The sequence below is a fragment of the Cutibacterium sp. LaCa_286 genome (genome assembly GCF_057198075.1).
Window position 1 is genome coordinate 1,847,414 of sequence record NZ_CP191091.1, and the last position, 24,738, is coordinate 1,872,151.

Genomic DNA, 24,738 nt, shown 5'->3' on the forward strand with positions numbered 1-24,738 from the left:
GGGTCAGGACACGGTGACGAGTTTGAGCGCCTTGGTGCCATCGGCGTCAATCGTGATGAGGACGTCTCCAGACCTCACCGGAGCCGAGACCGACCATCGTCGCCACCCCCGATGGTCGGGTTGACCGGGCGTGATGACACCGCGAGAGATGAGATCACCCTTGCCAGCGAGGTTGATCCGGTAGCTGATGGCGCGCACCTTGCGTTGCACCTGGCCCTCGATCGTGAGTCTGGTTGCCGCCAGGGTCTGCCCGGACTGGGGACGATCGATCCAGACTGGTCCACACCGATCGGTACCCTCCTCGATGAAATTGGCCTGTGGGATGCCGATGAAGGGTAGCGATGGAGAGCCATCACGCAGCAACTGCACTGATTTCTGACCATTGCGATCCCCGACGACAGCGGTGGCCGTGTAGACGAGTTGGCGAATGGCTGCGGTGAGCTTCTCCCGGGAACGAATGGCATCCCATGCTGCTCCTGCGACGTCCAGGACGATGACGTCACCGTGGACGACAGCCTTGTTGAGTTGCCCACCCATCCACGCCGAGGTGTAGTCCGAGTCGAGCGGGGCAGCATTGATGACTGCTGTCACTGCCGTGCCGAGCTTGTCACTGGCAGTCGGCAGATCACGCATCTCGCGGTACAGCAACCCGTCCGAACGTCCGAGGTAGAGAACCGGCACATCCTTCTGCAGAGTCGACATCGACTTCTCGTCGGATGGGTCCGAGATCACCGTCTCATCGGCCCCCGGGACCGGAGAGGACCGTTGCGGGGTGTGCATACGCCCCCACACGACTGGAGCTGCGACACCGACTCCCAGAGCTGCCAGAGCACTGCCGACGACCGCTCGCCGGCTGGGGCCATAACCACGCTGTGACACCTGCTGGATTCTCTCGTCGATGGTCTCCAGCTGGTCACTCGACGCCTGTTGCGAGGCAGCCTCCTCCAGTGCGACGCGCAGCCAGGACTCGACATGGGCTGCGCCATCCTCCGCGCGAAATTGCTTCTCCAGGGTGTGTATGGCCTTGTCACGTAGATTTTCCACCGATCCATGGCGTAGCCCGAGGACGTGTGCGGTCTCATCCTCGTCCAGGTCGGCCCACAGCAGCATGACGAGGACTTCCTGCTCGATGCGTGAGAGTTGGGAGAGCCTATCCAGTGGACTCGGCAATCCTTGTCGTCCCTCGACGTGCAACCCGGCGCGTCCCTGCCGACGACGCAACTGGTTGACGACGGTGGTGCGCAGGTAATCGGCAACGAGGTCATCGGTACGAAACCGGGGGTTGATCCGATACACCTCGACAAAGGCGTCAGTGACAGCCCGTTCCGCGTCCTTCCAACGACCGCAGAGCAGGAAGGCCATCCGTACCAGATCGTCCCACTGGTCGTGGTAGGCAGATTTCAGCCACCACCCCCGGTCACGGTGCTCGTCACTGGCCATCGGTGTCGTTCCCAGCAGGCACCGCCGCCGAGGTGCACATGAGGCTCAAAGGGCCACGTCCGTCATTCATGAGCGTTCTGCCCGACCACCAGCAGAGATGTTGGCCCTGCGGGCCTTCCTGGGCACCAGGTCGATGGCAGGTTCTGCGTAGTCGACGCGCACGATGCGCCCGTCAAGAACCCCGAAACTCGTCACCGAGGCAAGAGTGCACTGCCGGGACCGCGGATCGTGGGGCAACCGGCGTCCCTCAGCCGCGCATCGAGCGATCCAGATGGGCAGCTGGTGGGAGACGATGAGTGCTTCACCTGCCGGACCGACTTTCTCAGCCGCATGGAGGATGGCTCGGGTCATGCGTTCGGCGATGTCGACATAGGGTTCCCCCCAGCTGGGTCGGACCGGGTTGACGAGGAGTTTCCAGTTGTGCGGATCGCGCAGCGGATGGTGACCGGGGCCGAAGCTCTGCCCTTCGAAGGCGTTGGCCGCCTCGGTGACGTCATCGTCCAGGTGGACCTTCAGCTCGGGGTGCAGGCTGGCGATCGGTGCGATCGTTTCCTGGGCACGCTCCATCGGCGAGCTGACGAGCAACGCAAGTGGCCGTTCGGCGAAGTACTCCGCAGCCCGAGCCGCCATCCGGCGCCCCAGGGCCGTGAGATGGAAGTCGGGCATCCTGCCGTACAGGACTCCGGTGGGGTTGTCCACCTCACCGTGACGCAGGACGTGGACGGTCGTGGTCTGGTTCATCGTCGCTCTCTCCTTGCTCACGCGGGCGCACTCCCCAACCATCTTTGCAGATGAACCGAAACCCCGGAACCTGCCCAACGACCCCGAACCTGCTCAGCGACTACGCCTGCCACGTCGACGACGCTGGGAGGGGCGAACCACCGGTGATCCCTTGGCGATGAGGTCGTCCCGTCGGTGGGCGGCGAAGTCGGCCAGCGCGTCGGCCAGGGCAGGCAGGGTGGGCTCGGAGGCGACGACGTCGACGTGCAGCCCGTGCTCCTCACAGGTCTCGGCAGTACGCGCCCCAATGGCCGCCACCACGGTGTACTTGTGGGGTTTGCCAGCAATACCGACGAGGTTGCGCACCGTGGTCGAGGAGGTGAAGGCCACGGCGTCGAATTTGCCGGTCTTGATGGCATCCCGTGTCTCGGCTGGTGGTGGGGCAGCTCGTACGGTGCGATAACCGATGATGTCCTCGACCTCCCAGCCCAGGTCGGACAGCTGGGCCGACAGTGACTCGGTGGCGATGTCGGCGCGCGGCACGAAGACCCGGTTGATGGGGTCCAGAACGTCGTCGAAGGCAGGGAAGACATCGGCCAGAGCAGCCGTGGACTGTTCCCCCGTGGGGACGAGGTCGGGACGCACACCCTGCTTGGTCAAGGCATCCACCGTGGAGTCGAAGATCGCGGCGATGCGCAACCCCGAGTAGGCTCGCGCGTCCAGCCCGATGGCGTCAAGCTTCTCGGTGACGGCCCGCACCGCATTCGCCGAGGTGAACACGACCCACTCGTAACGTCCCTCGACCAGTCCGCGAATGGCCTTGTCCATCTGCTGCGGGGTGCGCGGCGGTTCCATCGAGATCGTCGGCACGTCGAAGGAGTGGGCCCCGTAGGCCTGCAGCCGGGAAGGCAGGACCGCCGAATGGTCGCGGGTACGTGGGATGAGCACCGACCAGCCGAACAGTGGCTTGGACTCGTACCAGTCCAATTCCTCACGTGACGGCCCCTCTGCCACTCGTCCGATGACGACATGTACCATCTCATCGGGTTCCACCCGACTGGCCGGAAGCACCTTGGGAAGGGCAGCCAGGGTGGTCGTCGTGGAGACCTGCTCGGTGGTGGCACCGTGGCGAGTGAGCACAGCCGGCTCATCCTGGTCCCGCCCGGACTCGATGGCATGGTCAACGAGCAGCGGGACTTGTCCAGCAGTGACACGGGCGACGATGAGGCCGCGTCGTGCCCAAGGGTGACCCCCCTCTTGAAAGTCTCGTTTGGCAGCGGTGGGCCCAATGAGCTGAACGTCATGGCCGTGCAGGGTGACACCGGCGTACTCGGGCACCGAGGTGAGCGGGGAGATGCCCGGCATGACGTCGACATCGATGTCGGCCTTGGCCAGAGCAGCTGCCTCCGCGGCAACGTCTCCGTCGAGGAAGGGGTCTCCGCTCACCAGACGCACGACGTCCAGGCCGCGCCGGGCGGAATCGACGAGCTCAGCGGTGAGATCCGCTTCGGCCTGCTCGTCGGACTCCTCCGCACTGATCCCGGCGGGGACGATACGCACCTCGTCGTGCAGGGCGAGGACGTCGGACTCCACCAGATCGCGATGTGCCGGGCAGGTGAGCACGATGACCTGCGCAGCGTTGATGGCCCGCACTGCTGCGATGGTCAACAGGGACGGGTCTCCCGGACCAGTTCCGACGAACTGGACGCGCGGCTGAGACGTGGCCGTCGGACGACTTTCCGCCCCGGAAGACGCGTCGATCACCGAGGTCGTCTCGCTCATGTGATGTCCCTTCGTCGACCCCTCGTCAAGGACTGATCAACGAGGGTGATAGTGTTTGAGCCTGCCGGGCCTGTCGTGCTGAGCATATTCGCCAGGCGCGTCGAGAGCCACTTGTAGCGCATACGCCCTTCTCGGCCCACGCCCAAGCGCACAAAGACTCACGTGAGCTGGCGCGGGTACAGCCTCACGCAGGTTGCGTGAGCGTACAACAACATCCCCTCGAATCCGCCCACCACGTTTCCCATGCAGGGAGTGGCTTGATGAGGCTATGACGACTCGAGGGGTTGTGTTTTGTGTGTGACGGCCCGGGATGAGCCCTCTGGATCACCGTCCAGACTGACTCATCCAGCCGCCATCAGCATCACTTGCCAGCGCGACGACGCTGGATGCGCGTCTTCTTGAGAAGCTTGCGATGCTTCTTCTTGGCCATACGCTTGCGACGCTTCTTGATGACGGAACCCACTGTTGACCTCTCTCGACATGGCAGTAGCCGCTGACACGTCACGCAACCGTGACAGACAGCTGGCGTGACAAGACGTGATTGCTCGATTCAGTGCCGCAGCAACGATTCCTCGAGCAGACAATCGCCAATTGTACGGCAAACCGGATCAGTCTCCAAGCTGTCGGCACAGGCACGCGGCCAGAACCACCACTGTTTTCCCCTGAGGAAACGCCCGCGACGCTGCGCTGAAATTTTCGCCGCACAGGCACCACTGCCTTTTCCTGGGAAAACGCCACACGCGCCCGGCTGCCCCGTACCCCGTCAATCCGTCATTCGAAGCGGTCGCCCATGCTCCTGGCCTTGTCACAGCAGGCCTGCATGGCTCGGAAGAATGCGGTACGCAGCCCATGAGCCTCCAGCTCATCCAAGGCGGCCGCCGTCGTACCCCCTGGTGAGGTGACCTGGTTGCGCAGCGCAGCAGGGTGCTGCCCCTGCCGCAGCAGCTCTGCGGACCCAGACAGGGTGCCGATGACGAGCTCACTGGCCTGGGCACGTGGCACGCCCAGTCCGACGGCAGCATCCATCATGGCCTCCGCCACCAGGAAGATGTAGGCCGGGCCAGAACCGGAGACGGCCGTGGCAGCATCATGGAGGTGCTCGGGAACCTGGACGACGTCCCCCACCCGCTCGAGCGTCGCGGCAACCTCGTCAGCCGCCTGCTCGGCTCCTCGTGCCGGGGAGACGATGAACACTCCCCGGCCCACCGATGCTGGGGTGTTGGGCATGACCCGAACGACCGGGCCTGCTTGGCGGGCCTGGTGCAGGGCAGTGGTCGGCACTCCAGCGGCGATGGAGACGAGGACGGTGTCGGGACCCAGCCGCGCCTCGCGCAACACGGGCAGGGCCAGATGGGGCTTCACCCCGAGCAGCACGACCTTCGCCCCGGCACACGCCGCGGCATTGTCGTCACAGACCTGCACCCCGAGTTGACTGCGGATCCGCTCGCGACTGGCCTGGCTGGCAGCAGTGGCGACAACCTCGTCGGGGCGCACGACGTCGGCATCCAGCAGGCCGGCGAGAATGGCGGAGGCCATCGTGCCACACCCCAGGACGGCGAGTGTGACGCCGGACGACTCGCTCACTGGGCAACCACCAGTTCGGCAAGTTGGACGGCATTGAGGGCCGCCCCCTTGCGCAGATTGTCGGCAGTGCAGAAGAGGACGAGCCCGTGACCTTCGGGAGCCGACTGGTCGGCACGAATCCGACCCACCAGGCTGGGATCGGTACCAGCAGCCGAACGGGGGTCGGGAACGTCAACCACTTCGACGCCGGGGGCCGCGCGCAGCAGCTCGGTGGCACGCTGCGGGGTGATCTCGTCGGCGAACTCGGCATGCACCACCAGCCCGTGGCCACTGAACACCGGGATGCGCACACAGGTGCCAGCCACCAACAGATCTGGGATGTGAAGGATCTTGCGCGACTCGTTGCGCAACTTCTGTTCCTCGTCGGTCTCGCCGGTGCCGTCGTCGACGAGGTTCCCGGCGATCGGAACAGCGTTGTAGGCGATGGGGGCGACGTAGGGGCCAAGATCGGTGGGCTGATAGGCGGCACCGTCCAAGGTCAGCTCGGCAGGATCACGGGTGGCCTGGGTCTGGTCGGTCAAGGTGCGCACCCCTGCGAGACCGGAACCGGAAACTGCCTGATAGGTGGCCACGACCAGACGTCGCAGACCGGCCTCGTCGTGCAGGGGCTTGAGGACGGGCATGGCAGCCATCGTCGTGCAGTTGGGGTTGGCGATGATGCCCTTGGGACGCTCGTTGACGTCCTCCGGATTGACCTCGCTGACGACCAGGGGCACTTGTGGGTCCTTGCGCCAGGCCGAGGAGTTGTCGATGACGACGGCTCCAGCAGCGGCCACCTGGGGGGCGAACTGTTTGGAGGTGGCCCCACCTGCGGAGAACAGGGCGATGTCCAGACCGGAGAAATCGGCGGTGGCGGTGTCCTCGACGACCACCTCACCATCGCCCCACGGCAGGGTGGTGCCGGCCGAACGGGACGAGGCGAAGAATCGCACCTCGTCAGCCGGGAAGTTTCGCTGTTCGAGCAGGGTTCGCATGACCCTGCCGACCTGACCTGTGGCTCCGAACACTCCAAGACGCATGCCTACATCTTAGTGCCCATCGGCACAGTGGCAGCGCGTCCCGAATGCCGATCGGCCCGGGCGCCTCAACGACGTCGAATGCTCACCGATGTCGAACGAGGGAGCGCGACAGCAGCCACAGGTTTGCCGGCCGCTCCACCAGGCGACGGATGCCATACTCGTACCAGTTCGTGCCGTAGGGCAGGTAGACGCGCATCCGTCTGCCGACGTCCACCAGACGACGCTGCTCGAGGGGGCGGATGCCGTGGAGCATCTGGAACTCGACGTCGGTGCGTCCCAAGCTGCTCATCATGCGTTCGGTGATCGCCACGAAGACCGGGTCGTGAGTGGCGATGAGGGGCCGCGCCGGGCTGGTGAGAAGGGTGCGCAGGCAGGACGCCATGCGCAGGTCGATGTCGTGGGGACGGATGAGTGTCACCGACGGTGGACCGGTGTACGACCCCTTGCACAGCCGGATCCGTCGACCAGCAGTGATGAGTTCATCGAGCTGGTCGAGGCTGTCGTGTCGAGCGGCCTGCACGACGACCCCGGTGTCGGGGTACTCCTTGAGCAACCGACGCTGCACCTGCATGATCGCATCATGATCGCCAGGCCCCTCGTCGTCGATGGTGACGAGGATGCCAGCCTCCTGGGCAGCGCCGATGACGGTGACAGCGTTGTCGTGAGCCAGGACGAGGTCGATATCGAGCCCCAGGCCGGTGAGGGCCAGGGAGAGTTCGGCGGTGCCAGTGAGCTCTGGACGAGCCCGGATGGCGTTGATGGCGGCCAGGGCCTCGGCAGTGCATGCCGCAGCTTGGTGGCGATCGGTGGCACGGTCGGCCAGGAATCGCACGGAGAAGTTGAGCCCCTTGGACACCTGATCGGCAGCCACCTCCATCGCCACACCGAGGTTGTCTCCGGCAATGTAGCCGCGCGCCAGTTCTCGTACCGGTGTGGTGGACGACACCCACGTCGACACGGCGCTGGTGGTGAGCAGGTCGAAGAAGCGTTCCCGGGAACGGATCGGTGACATCGTCAGTCCCCATCAGTTCGCGTGGTGCAGGCAAGGGCGTCGGCAATGGCCTTCCGAGTCTCGACCAGGCTTCGCGACAGGGCGACGCGACGTTCGCGGGGACCGGAGAGTCGTCGGGTGTTGACCTCCAGGACGACATCCCCGCGAAAACCGCCCTGGACGGCTTCACTCACCACCTGCCAGGCATGCTGCCCACCCTGACCGGGCATCAGGTGTTCGTCCCGGAACGAGCCGGAGCCGTCCGTCAGATGGATGTGGGTGAGGCGCTCCCCCCACCGCTGCACGAGGTCAAGTGCACTGCACTGCGCCGTCGCTGCATGGGAGAGATCCAGGGTGAGGTGCGAGTAGGACCTCTCGCTGGGGTCCCAGTCGGGTGCGTAGGCGAGGAATCGGCCGACCGGGGTGCGCCACGGGTACATGTTCTCCACGGCGATGCGCACTCCCGCCGCGACGTTGCGTGGATCGGCCTCCAGACGGGCGACGCCCTCCTCGAACCCTGCGGCGTAGTCACGTTGCCAGCGAAACGGCGGATGCACGACGACGGTCCGTGCCCCGAACCGACGGGCTGCCTCACATGCCTTCTCCAGCCGGGGCCAGGGCTGCCCTCCCCACACCGTGGGGGTGACGAGCAGGCATGGAGCGTGCACCGAGGTGACGGTGATGTCATTGGCCCGGGCTGCCTCCTCGACCCGGTCGATGTCGGCGGAGATTCCGTCAATGCCCACCATGAGTTCGATACCGTCAAATCCCAAATCGGCGGCACATGCGATGCCCTGAACGGTGGATTCGGGGTACACCGACGTCGTCGACAGGGTCACTCGCGGGCTCTGGCGCTCTTCATGGACTGCCACAGCCCCAAACTTACCGCGGGACGCCCCGTCACCCCCAGTACTCGTAGTGCTTTCGGGGCACTCGCAGGTGCTTCCGAGGTTCAGGGGTGTTCCCGGGGTCGCGAGGTGCCCCAGCGCCGGGGGTGGTGCTGTCATGCCGCCTGACGCAACCGTGACACCCACGGCATCTGGCACGTAACTGTCCATTATGCCAGAACCACACGACATCTCAGGCACAACCCCCGGATTTCATCTCCGCGAGTCAACAGTCCACAATAAGGGCATGCACGTCGACCACCTCATGTTTGCAGCCGGACCAGAAGGCCTCGAGGTCGAGGCTGCCCGAATGGGAGAGAAGCTGGGCACCTCGTTCATCAACGGCGGTATCCATCCCCGATTCGGCACACGCAACCGGATCCTGCCACTGGCTGGACCCCGGTACGTCGAGATCGTTGAGGTTCTGGACCATCCGGCTGCGGAGAAAGCCGTCTTCGGCCAAGCAGTGCGCGCCCGTAGTGAGCAGGGCGGCGGCTGGCTCGGATGGGTGGTGTCGGTGCCGGATCTGACTCCCTTCGAGGAACGGCTGGGACGCAAGTCCGCTCCGGGGGCACGCCATTTCCCCGATGGACGCTACCTCGAGTGGCACCAGCTCGGCGTGCGCGGGATCATGAACGACCCCCAGCTTCCCTACTTCCTTCAGTGGGACTCCAGTCCGGAGCTGCTGCCCAGCGCCTTGTCGGGCACCATCTCGATGCGGACGATCGAGATCAGCGGGTCTCGCAAGCGAGTCGAGGAATGGCTCGGTGAGCCGATTCCCGGCGAGGTCGAGGGAATCGAGTTCAATTTCTCCAGCCCCAACGGCCATCCTGGGATCAACAGCGTGACCTTCAACGTTCCTGGTCGTGGCCTGGTGCGCATCTGAGCCAAACCTTCGTGCCAAGCCCCTCGAAAAAGTGTCTCACCCGTGGTCCACACTGGTGGTGGGCCAGGAAACAGACGCGAGGAGGGGGCGTGGCCAAGAAGAATACCGACCGGTGGGTCTGCACCGAGTGCGGGTGGACGACGAACAAATGGGTCGGCCGATGCGGCGAGTGTCAGACCTGGGGGTCGGTTGTCGAGCGCGGTGCGCCGAAGCTCGAGAACGTCGCCAGTCAGGCCCCGATCTCGGCAGCGGTACCGATCGGACAAGTGGGTGAGGAGGCAGCGGACCGTCATCTCACCGGAATCACCGAGTTGGATCGCGTACTGGGCGGCGGCCTGGTCCCTGGAGTCGTCATCCTGCTGGCTGGTGAGCCAGGAGTGGGCAAGTCGACCTTGTTGCTGGACGTCGCAGCGAAGTGGGCCGAGACCGGCAGACGCACCCTCTACGTCACCGGGGAGGAGTCCGCAGCGCAGGTGAGGTTACGCGCCGGGCGCACCAACTCCCTGTCCGACGAACTGTACCTTGCCTCCGAGACAGACCTGGGAACTGTGCTGGGTCACATCGAACAGACCTCGCCGAGCCTGCTGGTGGTGGACTCGGTGCAGACGATCGGTACAGCCGAAGCGGATGGCTCCCCCGGCGGGGTGTCGCAGGTGCGCGAGGTCACCGGAGCGCTGGTGCGTACCGCGAAGCAACGCGGTATGGCGGTCGTCATCGTCGGGCACGTCACCAAGGACGGCTCCATCGCTGGGCCGCGCACCATGGAGCACCTGGTGGACGTCGTACTGAACTTCGAAGGAGACCGACATTCCGGGTTCCGCATGGTTCGCGCGACGAAGAACCGTTATGGCCCCTCTGACGAAGTGGGCTGCTTCGAGATGACCGACTCGGGAATCGTCGAGGTCCCCGATCCATCTGGCCTGTTCACCTCCGACAACGCCGATCCCCAGCCGGGCACGTGTGTGACGGTGACCGTGGAGGGACGCCGCCCCCTGCTGTCCGAGGTACAGGCATTGGTGGCCCCCTCCACCTCGGAGCGTTACCCCAGACGCACCACTCACGGTGTGGACAATGGACGAGTTGCCATGATCCTCGCCGTTCTGGAGCGCAAGGCCGGGCTGCCCCTGAGCAGCCGGGACGTCTACGTCTCCACTGTGGGTGGTGCCCGAATCAGTGATCCGTCAGCTGATCTCGCCATCGCCGTGGCAGTTGCCTCAGCAACGATCGACCGTAATTTCCCCACTCGCGTCATTGCCATGGGCGAGGTGGGGCTGGCCGGGGACCTGCGTCGTGTACCAGATCTGGAACGACGTGTCGGTGAGGCTGCACGGTTGGGTTTCGAGCTGGCAGTCGTGCCACGCAACTCTCGCGCGGCCCACACCAAGATCCCGAAGATGCACGAACTGCACGTCATCGAGGTGTCGACGGTGGCCGAGGCCCTCGGCGTGCTCGACATGCGTCGGAAAGCAGGTGCACGATGAGCAGACGGGGCACACGCGGGGCAGAGAGGTACGTTTCGTCCATCGCGAGAACTAGAGTCTGGGTATGAGTGAGTCACAGTCCCCCTGCCCCACTCCCCAGGCGCGCTCCATTCCGAGCAGGAACAGCACCCCGGAGGAATATCAGGCCCGAGTGCGTCATCTCATGGCGATCCTGGCCCCCGGCATGCCGATCCGGGCCGGATTGGAGCGTATCGTTCGAGGGCACACCGGTGCACTCATCGTCCTGGGAGACTCCGAGAAGGTCTGGGAGGTCGCCAGCGGAGGCTTCGTACTGGATGCCCAGCTCACCCCACAGGCACTGCGCGAACTGTGCAAGATGGATGGTGGGCTTATCCTGTCGGAGGATCTGGAGAGGATCAAGGCAGCTGGGGTGCATTTCGTCCCCGATGGGGACCTTCCGACGATGGAGACCGGGACTCGTCACCGCTCAGCCGACCAGGTCTCCCAACAGACCGGGGTGCCCGTCGTCGTGGTTTCGGCCTCGATGTCCACGATGGCGATCTTCCTGGAGGGGGAACGCCACCCGATCATGGAGCCCAATCAGCTGCTCGCCCAAGCGAACCAGGCACTTGACACCCTTGCCAGTTATCGGGAACGGCTCAGTGTCGCCGCGATGAACCTCTCGATCCTGGAGGTTCGTGACTCGGTGGCCGTTGACGACGTGGTGCAGGTCGGCAGACGTATCGAGATGTTCCGTCGCATCGACTCCGAGGTACGCAATTACGTCTCGGGGCTGGGGGTCCAGGGGCGACTCATCCAGTTGCAGCGCAAGGAACTCGTCTCCGGGGTGGACGATCTGGCGCGTCTGGTCTCCGACGACTACCGCCCGCGCTATGCCGATCCGTCGACCTTCAGCATTTCGGCCCTGTCGCAGCTGACCTGGGAGGAGCTGGACGATCCCCGGCGGATGGCAGAAGCGATCGGTTTCGATCTCGCCGTGCACAACCTGGGCAGCGGGGTGTCACCACGTGGCCACCGCCAACTGGCTGCGATCTCGGACCTGTCACCGCGAGCGGCCCAGGCCGTCGTCGATCACTTCGGGACGCTGCGCAGCATCGTTGCTGCCAGCACCAGCGAACTCAGTCAGATCGCCGGAGTGGGGTCCCAGCGGGCCCGCATCATCCGGGAGCAACTGCAGCGGGCACTGGACGATGAGTCCGATCCGCTGAACCGATGACCCCGAGCCGGGGTCATCGTCGAGCCGGGGGCGTCGCCTGACACCAGAATCCCACTCGCAGGAAGCGACCGGACAACGAGGCCGCGGAGCTGCCGCCAGGAGGGCTGGTGCGTCTCGCCGATGCGACTCACGCGAACATCGCGCTGTGTCACACCAATCGCTGGTGGAACGGCAATGTCAGCTGAGTTGGAAGACGAATTGATACGCTCCGCCGCCCTTGACCTTGCCGGTGGCCACATAGGTGCCCGGGCGCAGCGTCTCACCGATGAGGTTGCAGCCCTTGGCGCGTTTGCCCGGCCAGCTGAGCGACTCGCTCCAGGACTTGCCAGACGCTATCTCGTGAGTTCCCTTCGGCCGCCAGGCGGGACATTCCGCGGTGGTCCAGATGAGGTCGACTCCAGAGGTGATCGTCAACTCGACCGGCAACGCGGCCATGTCCCAGGTGCAGGCTGCGGCCGAGTCATTGGTGACGGTGATGGTGAAGTCCACGGCAGAACCAGCGGCAAACCTACGGGCCTTGGCCTTGACCTGGGAGTTCACTGTCGTCGCCGTGCATCGTGGTGCCGAGGCAGTGGGCGTCGGGGTCGGGCTGGCAGTGGCCGGGGTCGACGCCCCGGACGACGGTGAGGCATGGGGGGATGCCGACTGGCTGGCACTGGTGTTGATCGGGGTGGCCCATCCCGTGTCCGACCATGACGGGTTGGGGGTGAAGGACGCTGCGGCTGGGTCCGCACCGCCCTTCCTCGCCGAGCCACCAGCCAGGCTGGACAGCAGCCAGGCGATCAACGCGATGACGAGGACCGCGATGAGGACGACCAGACCACGACGTATCCAGTAGGTACGCGCTGGCTCCGGTCCGATCGGCTCGCGGAACCCCCTCCAGGGACTCATGTCATGCCTCAACGATGCTGTTGTCGGTCCGCCCACACCTGCGGCTCGACACGCTCACCGGTGTAGAACGGGATGTCGATGGCGACGTAACGACGGGCCTCCACGTAGCGCAGATCCTTCATGACGTCGACGACGCGGGAAAGATCATCACCCTCCAGGGCGAGGATCCACTCGTAGTCGCCCAGGGCGAAGGAGGCGAGGGTGCTGGCCTTGACGTCGGTGCTGCGGGCGCCGGCGATTCCGTGCTCCCGGAGCATGGTGGAGCGCTCGGCAGGATCGAGCAGGTACCAGTCCTTGGTGCGCACGAACGGGTAGAAGGCGGCCCAGCGGCGCGGAGCCACCCCGGCAAAACAGGACGGCAGGTGCCGTTTGTTGAACTCGGCCGGACGGTGCACCGCCAGTGAACTCCACACCGGCTCGAGGTAGGCACCCAGGGCAGAGCCTCGCAGCCGGTGGTAGGCGTCCTGCAGGGCCTCCGGGGTGTCTGCCGTCCACCAGACGAGTACGTCGGCATCGGCACGCAGACCACCCAGGTCGTACCAGCCGCGGGTCTCCACACCCGACTCGTCCACCCAGGCGGTGGACTCGGAGACGATCGCAGCACGTCGATCTCCACTGGCGGGAAGAGGCTTTGACACCTTGAACACCGAGTACATCGCCCACAGGCTCGCCTGATTCACCTCGGCGGGGATGACGCTGTGATCACGGGGATCGGTCGGCTCGGTGTAGGAACCCTCGGGCACCTCATCGGAGGCAGTGGGGTGGTCGGTGACCACCCCATGCGGCGTACCCTGGCCAGCGGACTCAGGTGCACCCTGGCCAGCGGGCTCCTGGGAAAGGCGTTCTGCCCGACCAGGCAGGTCGTGCTCGGACGCGGCCCGAGCGGGGGCCACGACGACGTCGTTCTCATCCTCATCGACGTGATCGGCGCTACGAGCCGGTGTGCTGGGGGTCGACGCCGCGCTGGCGGAGTCATCACCACTGGCCGGAGCTGGTTCGTCGGTCAGTTTGCGACCGGCTGGGGCGGCCTCTCCGGCGAGCGCGACAACGGGGATGGGATCCGGGTCGGCCTGCGACCCCGCTGCGCTTCGAGCACTGGGATCAGCTGCAGGTTCGGCAGCAGCTTCACTGCTGTGGCCCGAGTCGGCGGATGCCCGCGGACCGCCGATGGCATGTGACCCGCCCTGGGAAGGTGCGTCATCCCGATGATCGAAACGAGCCCGAGCCGGAGCGTCATCATGATCCATGGACGTGGACTCCTGCGGCAGCTCATCACTTCCCGAGATGGCAGGGCGACATGGTGACCCGTCGCCACGCAGGCAACACCCAGCCATGCAGGGTGAGGGCCACGAACCGGGCACCTGCCCCTTGCCGAGGGCCTGAGCTGCACGGGCCCGCATGAAGATGACGATGTCGGAGATCAACGAGGGATGGGTGCCGACCGTGGCGGAACGAGCCACCGAGAGTCCCAGCTCACGGGCTGTTCGGGAGGCCTCGACGTCCAGGTCGTTGACCACCTCCATGTGGTCGGTGACGAATCCCAGCGGGCAGATGACCACGGAGGTCACCCCCTGCCCCGGCAAGGTACGCAGGTAGTCGTTGATGTCGGGTTCCAGCCACGGATCGCTTGGGCGTCCTGACCGGGAGCAGTAGGCCAGGTCCCAGCTGGGCATGTTGCCGAACGACTGATGGACCAGATCGGCGACGTGGCTGGCCACCTGCATGTGCTGGGTGACGTAGTCGCTGCCGGGCCGACCGTTGCCGGAGGCGTCCTGCATGCCCTGCGGGATCGAGTGGGTGACGAACACCACGCGAGTGGCCTGCAACGGGGTCGGTGGTATCTGCGAGAAGGCGTTCATGACGGCATGAGCATTGGCCGTCGAGAAGCCGGGAGCCTCGTGGAACGGGGGCAGCATGTCGATCGTCATGTCGGTGACACCGGCCTCGGCCAGGGCGCTGGCGGCGTCCTCACGATACTGGCGGCACCCGGAGTAGCTGGAGAACGCCGTCGTGGGCACCATGAGGATGCGGCGGGCACCCTCGTCGCGCAGCTGACGAAGCACGTCGGACAGGAATGGGGCGCCGTGCCGGTTGCCCAGCACCAGCGGTACGGCAGATCCGGTCTGGGCGACTGCCTGGCGCAACGCGTCGACGAGCTGGTCGGTCGCCGGGTTGATCGGACTCATCCCGTCCATCCGGTAGTAGTGTTCTGCCACCGCCTGCAACCGTGCCGGGGGGATCCGTCCACCGGAGACGTGCTCCAGGAAGGGCATCACCTCGTCATTGTTGTGTGGCCCACCGAACGAGGCCACGACCACGGCGTCGTAGGGGTGCAACGGATCGTCCGACGAGATCGTCGCGGTGGATGTGCCGGGCGCGGAGGTCTCAGGTCGGCCGGCGGCTGACCCCGTCGCGTCAGGTCTGGATGAGTCCGGCCTGGGGGCTGCGAAGAACGAGTCGTCACTCATCGGTGCTCCTTGGAATCAAGATTTCGGTGCGAGGTCACGAACGGTCAGCCCGGTCACCGGGCACTTGAGATCGTCCTGGGATCCCGTGTCGGACAGATCGATGATCGGCGCGGGGAGATCGACGTCAATCCCCAGGACGTCGGTCAGGGAATTGAGCCAACGGTCACCCAATCCCTGTTCGGAAGCGATTCGAGCGCGTGCCGAGGGGATGTGGGCAATCGATGCGGCAAGTCGGCGCAGGGAGCGAGTGGCATCCTCCACCGACACCTCACCCTCAGCTGGGAGTTTGGCCACCTCGGCCTCGACGAGGTCGGTGAGAACGTCACGCAGGGCCACCACGGCGGGGGCCATGCGACGCCGTTCCAAGTCCAGGGCAAGATCGTGCACCCCGTCGGCGACGATCTTCTCGGCAGCACGTCGGTCCTTCTCCGCCGAGTCGGGCACGGCAGCGGAGATGTCGACCAGGTTGATGACCTCAATACCCTCAGGAGCAGGCAATTCGACGTCACCACCGACGGCGAGGTCCAGCACCGGCAAGGGACGTCCATCGCGCTGAGCCATGACCTGTGTGGCGGTGGCGCGGTCCAGGGCGACGGCCTTGCGGCCACGACAGGCCACGACGAGATCGGCGGTGGCAAGTTCATCGATGAGGTCGTCCGGGGCGATCGCCGCCACCTCGTGGCTCTCGGCGAAGCCCTCGGCACGGCCTCGAGCGGAGGCCACTGCGATCTGCGAGACCCCACGATTGACCAGCTGTGCACAGCTCGCGCCGGCGTAGGAGCCAGTGCCCAGTACGACGACCCGGGCCCCTTCCAGCGGAGTCGTCCTGCTGACGAGGTCCAGCCCGACAGCGACAACGGTGCGGCCCTGGGAGGCCAGACCGGTGTGTGTGGCCACCTTGCGGGACGTCTTGAGGGCTTCCTCCACGACGTGTCCGATGAGGTAACTGACCGTGGACTCCTTGCGCGCCTCGGACAGGGCACGTTTGAGTTGCCCGGCAATCTCCCGTTCCCCGGTGACCATGGATTCCAGGCCACTGGCAACGCGGAACAGTCGCCACACGGCTTCATCGTCACGCAACAGTTTGCCGTCGGCGGCCAGGGTCGGCGCATCCAGCTCCGCCACGAGCGCTCGCAGCTGCTCGTCGGACAGATCCGTCTCCATGACGACGGCAACTCTGTTGCAGGTGGACAGGACCATGGCCCCCCGCACCTGCGGCGCATCCGTCAGCCGGACAGCAAGACCTTCGACTGAAGCAGCGGCGGCACTGACAACGGCCATCCCCTCTTGAGCATGATCGACAGACAGAACAGTTAAACCCACAGTGCCATTCAACCACGAGTCGCCAGTGGTCATGATGCACGCACCCCGCCAGAGTCCATCCCCGCATGCACAGGAATCGTGCTTCAAGCCAGTCATGACGCACACCAGAACCAGCCGTCGTGTGTCGAGACGTTTCACAACCGGGAAAACAAGCAGACCACAGTGGGCAACCTCGTTGCTGGGCTGGCACGGACCCCGGACGGCAGGCGGTCGCACAGAGACGTACAACAGAGGCGTACAGGAGTGCCGCGGGGTCGTACAGGAGCGTCACGGGACAGGGTCGTACAGGAATGTCGCGGAGAACCGGGCGCAGGAATGTCACGCACAGGGAGGCATGGGGAGGACCGATCGTCGTGAGTCGTGTTCCTGGGAGCCACTCCACCTGGCCGCAAGGGGGTCTCGGGCCTTGAGGCCGGGGCGCGTCATGGAAGCCACTGGACTCCCGAGCTCCGCTGGACTCCCGGGAATCCCGAACCCCGTCGGACCCACTGGACCCCTGGGGGCCCCGAGCTGCCCGGAAAGCCCCCGGCAACCCCGAGCCGCCCGGAAAGCAAGGGATCCGGGTTTGTCCGGGCTCGCGAGACGTGGGCACAATCAGGGGTGATGAATACTCCAGCCCTTCTGGCCGCGATGACCGGCCAGCGTCCCGATCACCATCCGGTGTGGTTCATGCGCCAGGCCGGGCGTTCCCTGCCCGAGTACCGCGCAGCTCGTGAGGGCACGACGATGTTGCAGTCGTGCCTCACCCCGGATCTCGCCGCCGAGATCACCTGCCAACCGGTGCGCAGACACAAGGTGGATGCGGCGGTGCTGTACTCCGACATCATGGTGCCGCTGGCCCTGGCCGGGGTGGGGGTGCACATCGAGCCGGGCGTGGGGCCAGTGGTCGACGAGCCGGTCCGCACCGCTGCCGATGTGGCCAAGCTCACCAGCATCCCGGCAGGTGACGCAGCGGTCGTCGAACAGGAAGCCAAGCTCGTCGTCGACGAACTCGGTGAAACCACCCCCCTCATCGGTTTCGCCGGCGCTCCGTTCACCATTGCCGCCTACCTGGTCGCCGGTCGCCCCAGCCGGGATCACCTCGCGGCGCGCGCCATGATGCACTCCGACCCCCAGGCCTGGGGGGAGCTCATGGACTGGGTGGCACGCCTCGATGCCGCATTCCTGGCAGCCCAGGTGGCTGGTGGGGCCCGAGCCGTGCAGCTGTTCGACTCGTGGGCAGGCTCGCTGAGCGCAGACGACTACCGCACTCACGTCGCCCCACACTCACTGACGGCACTTGCCGAGCTGGATCGGGAGCTGCCCATGGTGCATTTCGGGGTCAATGCCACCCATCTCATGGACGAGATGGCCCAGGTGGTCGCCCAGTCCTCAACACACCCAGTGATGGGTGTGGACCACCGGATCACTCTGTCCGATGCCGCAGCCACCCTCATGGTGTCGGGCCTGGACATGCCGTTGCAGGGCAACATCAACCCGGCGCTGCTGCTGGCCGGGTGGGACGCCTTGGAAGCCGAGACCCGAGCAGTCGTCGCAGCAGGGGCCCAGGCCGAGGGGCACATCGTCAATCTGGGCCACGGGGTTCCGGCGCAGACCGACCCCGAGGTGCTCACCCGTCTCGTGGAGCTGGTGCATTCGCTGTGAGAAACGTTGACGCAGTCGTCATTGGTGGCGGAATGGCCGGGCTGGTGGCCGCCTGGCAACTGACCCAGGCCGGGCTGAAACCGGTCCTCGTCGAATCGCGCGGTTACACCGGCGGCCTGGTCGCAGGATCACAGCTGGCTGGGATCGCCTACGACATCGGAGCCGAGGGGTGGGCGACTCGTCGCCCCGACACCAGCCAGTTGGCCACCGAACTCGGTCTGGTCGTCGAGCCGCCTGTGCGTCAGCCCTCCTGGGTGTGGTTCGACGACGGGGCGTTCGCCATGCCATCCGACGCGGTGCTCGGAATCCCGTCCGACGTCACCTCCGCCGACGTCGTGACCGCCATCGGGGGCAAGGCGGCCGACCTGGCTGCCGAGTTGGACTCCCGACCGGTTCCCGACGAGGTGCCGGAGAGTTTGGGGGAGCTGGTGCGCACCCGACTGGGCGAGGAGGTGCTCACGCGACTGGTGGGGCCGATCGCTGGCGGTATCCACGCCGCGGCTCCCGACCTGCTCTCAGCAGATGTCGTCGCCCCGGGACTGCGTGCCGGGCTGGTGCGCACCGGGTCGTTGCAGCAGGCTGTCGCAGCTCAGGTGCGCATCCGGGGCGACTCCCCGGTCGTCGCCTCGGTGGCTGGTGGTATGTTCCGCATGCCGCAGACCCTGCACGAACAGATCGAGGCCGCCGGTGGCCGAATCCTCACCCGAACCGGGGCGAAGTCCATCAGCGCCTCCCCCACCGGACTCGAACCGGGTGCCTCCCCCACCACGGCAGGGGCCGCCAACGTTCCGACGCCGGATGGGCACGACGCCCAAGGCGGGCGTTGGCTGGTCACCACCGCTGCCACCTCACGCAACCCCAATCCGTCCCTGCCCCCGATTCCCGATGGCGAACCGGTCACCTACTGCACCGACCGGGTCATCGTGGCGTGCAGCGCCGCCCCAGCCCTCGACCTGTTGTCCGGCGTGATCGACGTCACCGGGCCAGCGCTCACCGCTGGAGCTCCCATCGCCCACGTCAACCTGGCACTGCAGGCTCCGGAACTGGACGGGGCACCACGTGGCGGCGGAATGCTCGTCGCCCCCGGATCGACAACCGTCAAGGCGAAGGCCCTCACCCATCTGTCGAGGAAGTGGCCGAGCCTGGGAGCGTCCTGCCCATCGCACGTGCACCTGGTGCGCGTCTCGTACGGCCGCAAGGGTGAGAAGGCGGTGCCGCTGTCGGTCGAGCAGGCGCTGACCGACGCGTCGGTGCTGTTCGGCGTGAAACTCACGAGTGACCAGCTGCTGGACTCGGCGATCATCCACTGGGACGGTGCCCTGGCGCCCACCACCCCGCGTACCCGGGCGTGGGTGCAGGAGTTGCACGCACGTCTGGAGAAGATGCCGGGGCTTGCCCTCACCGGGGCCTGGGCCAGCGGATCGGGTATCGGGGCCTTGGTGCCACATGCTCGGACCGCCGCTCGAAAGCTCGCCTGAGGACCGACATCCCGTCTGAGGAGCTGTTTCCGGGGGCGTTTTTCGTCCCCGGGTCGGCACCGCTGTTGACCGAGCCTCCCCGGGGCCGGGGAAGACCCGGAATCACCATCAGCCGTCGGCATAGGGGGGTTGAATCCTGCGCACTCGTCCCTACGAGGCCAGCCCGGTCGCCATCCGCCGACATGGGGGTTGGGCACGGCAGCAAAGCGTCCTGCTGGTGCCGGCTCAATCCCTCGCTCCGCAGGATCGGGGCATTCACGTCGCGCTCTGAAACGTCACAACCTGAGGCACCGCACCGACCCATCGCCACGGCACCCCCGTGGCAAACATGTCAGCACCCCACGAACCTGCCACACCACATGGCACAACCCGGCAACACAAACAGAAAAACCACACACCAGTGCAGTACCTAGATGAACGACAGCGCAGTACCCGGACGGGGCCCGCCGCGAAATCGACACCCGCCACGCTGCGTACTGTAGAAACACTTGGATCTGGTGCCCCTGAATGCTCCCACCGAGAGACAAACCAGCTCAGAGAAACAGGGCCGACAAGGTCAGGGCCTGCGAAACGGGTTCGCCCGGAGGGGATCACCCAAACCAAGGCGGACTCGCAAAAATCATTCGTGACAAGATGGGAGACATGACAGTCATTCGTCTGGGAACCCGCGCCAGCGCACTTGCGACCACGCAGTCGCAGACCGTTGCAGACCTGCTCACAGCGCAGGGTGTGCAGGTGGAGTTGTTCCACGTCACCACCGACGGCGACACCTCCACCGCGTCACTGCGGCAGATGGGAGGCACCGGCGTCTTCGCCACCGCGATCCGTTACGCCCTCATCGGGTCCCAGTGTGATGTGGCCGTCCACTCCTTCAAGGACCTGCCCACCGCCCAGCCGATCGGTCTGCGAGTGGCAGCGGTGCCACCGCGAGAGGATCCGCGCGACGCCCTGGTGGCCCGCGACTCACTCACCCTGGACGATCTGCCTGAGGGGGCGAAGGTGGGCACTGGATCCCCACGCCGATTCGCCCAGCTGCTGGCGAAACGCCCTGATCTGCAGATCGTCGACATCCGAGGCAATGTCGACACCCGGCTGGGACGGGTCAAGGGCCTGGGACGGTACGCCAATGGAGGCGGCCGGGAGGATCTGGACGCCGTCATCCTGGCCTGCGCCGGACTGGAACGGCTCGGCCACGCGGGACTCATCACCGAGCGTTTGGGCACAGACGTTCTCATGCCGGCCCCCGCCCAGGGAGCGCTGGCCGTGGAGTGTCGCAATGCAGACTCCCTGCACGGACCACTGGCCAAGGCTCTGCAGGCCATCGACGATCGGCCTTCCCATCTGGCGGCACTGGCCGAACGCGCCGTGCTCAACCGATTGGGTGCCGGATGTGCCGCCCCGGTCGGCGCCCACGCCACCCTCACCGAAGGGGGCCCCGACAAGGCTACCCAACCCGACGTGCTGCATCTGCAGGCCATCGTCTGTTCCCTGGACGGCACCAAGCAGGTGCACAGGGAGGCCAGCATCGAGCTGCCCCCACTCACCGAGCACTTCGCCGCCGCCTACGGGATCGGCGAGAAGCTGGCCGAGGACCTGCTGGACGCCGGGGCTGGGGAGATCACGGATCTGTCGGCGTCCAAGAGCACGCCCGCAACCCCGGACGGGCGCGACGCCATCAGCGAAATTCGTAGCAGTAAGGCTCACGGTGACACGCCCGGTACGCAGACCGGAGCGGGCAGCAAGGAGGGCCGGTGAGCACCCAAGCCGTCCTGCCCCCGGTCCTGGTGCCGCGCGAGTCGTCCCACGACCGGATCGGTACCGTCTTCAAACAACACGGATTCGGCGTCATCCACGCCGCAGTGACACAGATCGTCACTCTGCCGGACGCCGAGAAGTTGCATGAGGAGGCCACCTGGCAGACCGACTGGCTCGTCGTCACCTCGGCCAACGCCGTGCGCATGCTTCCCCCCGACCGTTTGACCCTGGCCCGTGCGGGAGGAATGCGAGTCGCCGCGGTGGGCAGGGCCACCGCACGTGCCTTGGCAGGCCTGGGCGTCAAGGCAGATCTGGTGCCGCAGACCCAGAGCGGAGCCGGTCTGGTCGACGCCTGGAGCGAGGAGGGCGCACGAGTCCTGCTACCGGTCTCCCAGCTCGCCGCACCCACGGTGCCCGAGGGACTGGCCGCCAAGGGCTGTCACGTCAACCGTGTCGACGCCTACACCAGTGCGGCCTTGGAGGAGCTGCCCGAGGTCATCGTGCAAGCCTGGCCGGCCCTGGCCGCGGTCGTCGTCACCTCATCGTCGGTGGCGCGCGCCCTGACCCACCTCACCGAACAGGCCGGGCTCGCCTGGACCCGGCAACAACCCATTGCCATCGGCGGACCCACCGCCGCAACCCTCGCCGAACTAGGGTACCCAGCCGCTGCTGTCGCAGCCGCCCCGACGCCCGAGGGACTTCTCACCGCAACCCTGGGAGTGATTCATGACTGACACCACCATCAAACCCCTGCCCGAGATGCTGCGTCCCTTGGTGCGGCCGCGTCGACTGCGCACCACCCCTGCCATGCGTCGCATGGTCGCCGAGACCCGGGTGTCCCCCGCCCAGCTCATGCTGCCGGCCTTCGTCGCCGAGGGGCTCACCGAACCCCGCGAGATCAGCGCCATGCCCGGGCAGTACCAGCACACCCTGGATTCGATCAAGAAGCTTGCCGAGCAGGCCGCCGAGGCTGGCATCGCCGGAATCGACCTGTTCGGCGTGCCCACCGAAAAGGACGAGATCGGTTCACAGGCGTGGAATCCGGAAGGAATCCTCAACAAGGGCATCGCCGCCGTGCGTGACGCGGTGGGCGACGACCTGGTCATCTGCACCGACACCTGCCTGGACGAGTTCACCAGCCACGGCCATTGTGGCGCACTCACCGAGGACGGGCGCGTCGACAACGACGCCACCCTGCCGCTGTACGCCGCGATGGCCGTCAGCCAGGCACGGGCCGGGGCCCACGTCGTCTCCCCGTCGGGCATGATGGACGGCCAGATCGCGGTGATCCGTGAGGCTCTGGACGACGCCGGGTTCACCGACGTGGCGATCCTGGCCTACTCCGCCAAGTACGCCTCGGCCTTCTTCGGCCCGTTCCGGGAGGCCGTGGACTGCAGCCTCAAGGGCGATCGCAAGGCCTACCAGCAGGATCCGGCCAACCGCATCGAGGGTATGCGCGAGACCCTGCTCGACGTGGCCGAGGGAGCCGACATGGTCATGGTCAAGCCGGCCTCGCACTACCTGGACGTACTCAGTGACGTCGCCGCCGAGGTGACCATCCCGGTGGCTGCCTACCAGGTGTCGGGTGAGTACGCCATGCTGGAGTCCGCAGCAGCCAAGGGGTGGATCGACCGTCGCCGTTGCATCAGCGAGTCGCTCACCTCCATCGTGCGAGCCGGAGCCGACATCGTCCTCACCTACTGGGCGATCGAGGCCGCCGGCTGGCTGCGCGAAGAATTCTGAGACCCATGACGTGAACCACGCGTGCCACTCCTGACCGCTGGAGCCACCAGGTCATGGGAGCGGCGCGTGACCGGACCACCACACGACACACCGTTGACAGACACATTTTGGGAAGGGGCGTGCCGATGAGCACCAATGCCGAACTGTTCGACCAGGCCAAGAAGGTCATTCCCGGCGGGGTGGATTCGCCGGTGCGCGCCTACGGATCGGTGGGTGGGGTACCGCGGTTCATCGACCACGCCCAGGGCCCGTGGATCTGGGACGCCGAGGGGAACCGCTACGTCGACCTGGTGTGCACCTGGGGCCCGGCCCTGCTCGGCCACGCCCACCCGAAGGTCGTCCAGGCCGTCAAGGACGCCGCCGAGAAGGGACTGAGCTTCGGCGCACCGACGCACACCGAGACCATGCTCGCCGATGAGATCCGTTCTCGGGTGGATCCGGTGCAGAAGGTCCGGTTCGTCTCGACGGGAACCGAGGCGACGATGACGGCGGTGCGGTTGGCACGCGGCGCCACCGGACGTGACGTCATCGTCAAGTTCGCCGGTCTGTACCACGGCCACTCCGATGCGCTGCTGGCCGCAGCCGGCTCCGGAGTGGCCACCGCAGGGTTGCCCGGCTCGGCCGGTGTGCCAGCGGCCTCCACCGCGGACACTCTCGTGCTGCCCTACAACGACGTCGACGCCTTGGAGCAGGCCTTCGCCGAGCGCGGCGACGAGATCGCCGGTGTCATCGTCGAGTCCACCCCGGCGAACATGGGTGTCGTGCCGCCGCTGCCCGGCTTCTGCACCGCCATCCGCAAACTCACCGCCGAGCACGACGCGATCATGATCGTCGACGAGGTGCTCGCCGGGTTCCGCTGCTCGGCAGCCGGGTACTGGGGGGTCCTGGACCGCGACGGAGAGCACTTCGTGCCGGATCTGTTCACCTTCGGCAAGGTCGTCGGTGGCGGCATGCCGCTGGCCGCACTGGGAGGACGTGCCGAGGTGATGGACCTGTTGGCCCCCACCGGACCCGTGTACCAGGCCGGGACCCTGTCGGGAAATCCATTGGCGACGATCGCCGGGCTCACCACCCTGCAGTTGGCCGACGAGGGCGTCTACACCCGTCTCGACGCTCGCTCCGAGCAGTGGCGTGGTGCCCTGCACGAGGCGCTGGATCGCGCCGGGGTGCCGCACCAGATCAACAATGCGGCATCGCTGTTCAGCGTCTTCCTGGGCTGCGAGCAGCCGGTGCATGACTACGAGGACGCCAAGTCGCAGAATGCGGAGGCGTACTCGGCGTTCTTCCACTCCATGCTGGACGACGGGGTCAACCTGCCGCCGAGCTGCTTCGAGGCGTGGTTCCTCTCCGACGCCCACGACGAGGAGACCTTCGAGGTCTTCACCGCTGCACTCCCGGCAGCCTGTGAGGCGGCGGCCAAGGTGATCGGTGGCTGACGACGTCCATCG

Annotated in this window: 20 protein-coding genes; 9 read left to right on the top strand and 11 right to left on the bottom strand. The window is 66.3% G+C overall.

The window, feature by feature from the left end; all coding sequences use genetic code 11:
- Positions 1-3: 3 nt before the first annotated feature.
- From ACP8JZ_RS08055 to ACP8JZ_RS08090, 8 genes are all read right to left on the bottom strand, one after another.
- On the bottom strand, positions 4-1,440 hold the full coding sequence (locus tag ACP8JZ_RS08055; RefSeq protein WP_484482382.1) for a GerMN domain-containing protein: 1,437 nt from the start codon (positions 1,438-1,440) through the stop codon (positions 4-6).
- 66 nt (positions 1,441-1,506) lie between these two features.
- Complete coding sequence (locus ACP8JZ_RS08060) at positions 1,507-2,181, bottom strand: histidine phosphatase family protein (RefSeq protein ID WP_306517663.1); 675 nt, start codon at positions 2,179-2,181, stop codon at positions 1,507-1,509.
- 93 nt (positions 2,182-2,274) lie between these two features.
- Complete coding sequence (locus ACP8JZ_RS08065; protein WP_023034451.1) at positions 2,275-3,942, bottom strand: bifunctional uroporphyrinogen-III C-methyltransferase/uroporphyrinogen-III synthase; 1,668 nt, start codon at positions 3,940-3,942, stop codon at positions 2,275-2,277.
- Between the two features lie 361 nt (positions 3,943-4,303).
- Positions 4,304-4,405 carry a 30S ribosomal protein bS22 gene (locus ACP8JZ_RS08070; RefSeq protein WP_002550589.1) on the bottom strand — a complete coding sequence of 34 codons (102 nt, stop codon included), beginning with the start codon at positions 4,403-4,405 and terminating at the stop codon, positions 4,304-4,306.
- 308 nt (positions 4,406-4,713) lie between these two features.
- Entirely contained in the window at positions 4,714-5,526 is an 813-nt protein-coding gene (gene proC / locus ACP8JZ_RS08075) for a pyrroline-5-carboxylate reductase (protein WP_306517664.1), read from the bottom strand.
- Positions 5,523-6,545, bottom strand: coding sequence for an aspartate-semialdehyde dehydrogenase (locus tag ACP8JZ_RS08080; protein ID WP_306517665.1), 1,023 nt, complete (start codon positions 6,543-6,545; stop codon positions 5,523-5,525). The genes proC and ACP8JZ_RS08080 overlap by 4 nt, the downstream gene beginning before the upstream one ends.
- Positions 6,546-6,627: 82 nt before the next feature.
- A complete protein-coding gene (locus tag ACP8JZ_RS08085) occupies positions 6,628-7,557 on the bottom strand; it encodes a proline dehydrogenase family protein (protein WP_484482383.1) in 930 nt (309 codons plus the stop codon).
- Between the two features lie 2 nt (positions 7,558-7,559).
- Positions 7,560-8,375 (bottom strand): sugar phosphate isomerase/epimerase family protein, encoded by an 816-nt coding sequence (locus tag ACP8JZ_RS08090; protein WP_323458124.1) that lies wholly within the window; start codon positions 8,373-8,375, stop codon positions 7,560-7,562.
- A gap of 295 nt (positions 8,376-8,670) precedes the next feature.
- Here ACP8JZ_RS08090 and ACP8JZ_RS08095 point away from each other — a divergent pair, with 295 nt between their 5' ends.
- From ACP8JZ_RS08095 to disA, 3 genes are all read left to right on the top strand, one after another.
- Positions 8,671-9,309, top strand: coding sequence for a VOC family protein (locus ACP8JZ_RS08095; protein ID WP_306517667.1), 639 nt, complete (start codon positions 8,671-8,673; stop codon positions 9,307-9,309).
- 89 nt (positions 9,310-9,398) lie between these two features.
- Complete coding sequence (radA, locus tag ACP8JZ_RS08100) at positions 9,399-10,790, top strand: DNA repair protein RadA (RefSeq protein WP_323458109.1); 1,392 nt, start codon at positions 9,399-9,401, stop codon at positions 10,788-10,790.
- A gap of 64 nt (positions 10,791-10,854) precedes the next feature.
- Positions 10,855-11,988 carry a DNA integrity scanning diadenylate cyclase DisA gene (gene disA / locus ACP8JZ_RS08105; RefSeq protein ID WP_484482384.1) on the top strand — a complete coding sequence of 378 codons (1,134 nt, stop codon included), beginning with the start codon at positions 10,855-10,857 and terminating at the stop codon, positions 11,986-11,988.
- A 177-nt stretch (positions 11,989-12,165) separates the two neighbouring features.
- On the opposite strand, the gene ACP8JZ_RS08110 is transcribed toward disA, so the two are convergent.
- From ACP8JZ_RS08110 to ACP8JZ_RS08120, 3 genes are read right to left on the bottom strand one after another with little or no spacing between them, the layout of a single operon-like run.
- A complete protein-coding gene (locus ACP8JZ_RS08110) occupies positions 12,166-12,879 on the bottom strand; it encodes a hypothetical protein (protein ID WP_484482385.1) in 714 nt (237 codons plus the stop codon).
- Between the two features lie 8 nt (positions 12,880-12,887).
- The gene (gene hemQ / locus ACP8JZ_RS08115) at positions 12,888-15,347 is read right to left on the bottom strand and encodes a hydrogen peroxide-dependent heme synthase (RefSeq protein WP_484482386.1); all 2,460 of its coding nucleotides are present in this window, start codon (positions 15,345-15,347) and stop codon (positions 12,888-12,890) included.
- A 15-nt stretch (positions 15,348-15,362) separates the two neighbouring features.
- The gene (locus ACP8JZ_RS08120) at positions 15,363-16,655 is read right to left on the bottom strand and encodes a glutamyl-tRNA reductase (RefSeq protein WP_306517676.1); all 1,293 of its coding nucleotides are present in this window, start codon (positions 16,653-16,655) and stop codon (positions 15,363-15,365) included.
- A gap of 618 nt (positions 16,656-17,273) precedes the next feature.
- Here ACP8JZ_RS08120 and hemE point away from each other — a divergent pair.
- The 6 genes from hemE (at position 17,274) to hemL (ending at position 24,726) form a co-directional block, all read left to right on the top strand.
- The gene (gene hemE / locus ACP8JZ_RS08125) at positions 17,274-18,314 is read left to right on the top strand and encodes a uroporphyrinogen decarboxylase (protein ID WP_306517672.1); all 1,041 of its coding nucleotides are present in this window, start codon (positions 17,274-17,276) and stop codon (positions 18,312-18,314) included.
- Complete coding sequence (locus ACP8JZ_RS08130) at positions 18,311-19,792, top strand: protoporphyrinogen/coproporphyrinogen oxidase (RefSeq protein ID WP_323457098.1); 1,482 nt, start codon at positions 18,311-18,313, stop codon at positions 19,790-19,792. The genes hemE and ACP8JZ_RS08130 overlap by 4 nt, the downstream gene beginning before the upstream one ends.
- A gap of 642 nt (positions 19,793-20,434) precedes the next feature.
- Positions 20,435-21,547, top strand: a complete 1,113-nt coding sequence (gene hemC / locus ACP8JZ_RS08135) for a hydroxymethylbilane synthase (RefSeq protein ID WP_323459055.1) — start codon at positions 20,435-20,437, stop codon at positions 21,545-21,547.
- The gene (locus ACP8JZ_RS08140; protein WP_306517916.1) at positions 21,544-22,281 is read left to right on the top strand and encodes a uroporphyrinogen-III synthase; all 738 of its coding nucleotides are present in this window, start codon (positions 21,544-21,546) and stop codon (positions 22,279-22,281) included. Before hemC ends, ACP8JZ_RS08140 begins: the two co-directional genes overlap by 4 nt.
- Before the next feature lie 25 nt (positions 22,282-22,306).
- Complete coding sequence (gene hemB / locus ACP8JZ_RS08145; RefSeq protein WP_306517920.1) at positions 22,307-23,290, top strand: porphobilinogen synthase; 984 nt, start codon at positions 22,307-22,309, stop codon at positions 23,288-23,290.
- Between the two features lie 125 nt (positions 23,291-23,415).
- Positions 23,416-24,726: a glutamate-1-semialdehyde 2,1-aminomutase gene (gene hemL / locus ACP8JZ_RS08150; RefSeq protein ID WP_306517918.1), complete on the top strand. Its 1,311-nt coding sequence runs from the start codon at positions 23,416-23,418 to the stop codon at positions 24,724-24,726.
- Positions 24,727-24,738 lie beyond the last annotated feature (12 nt).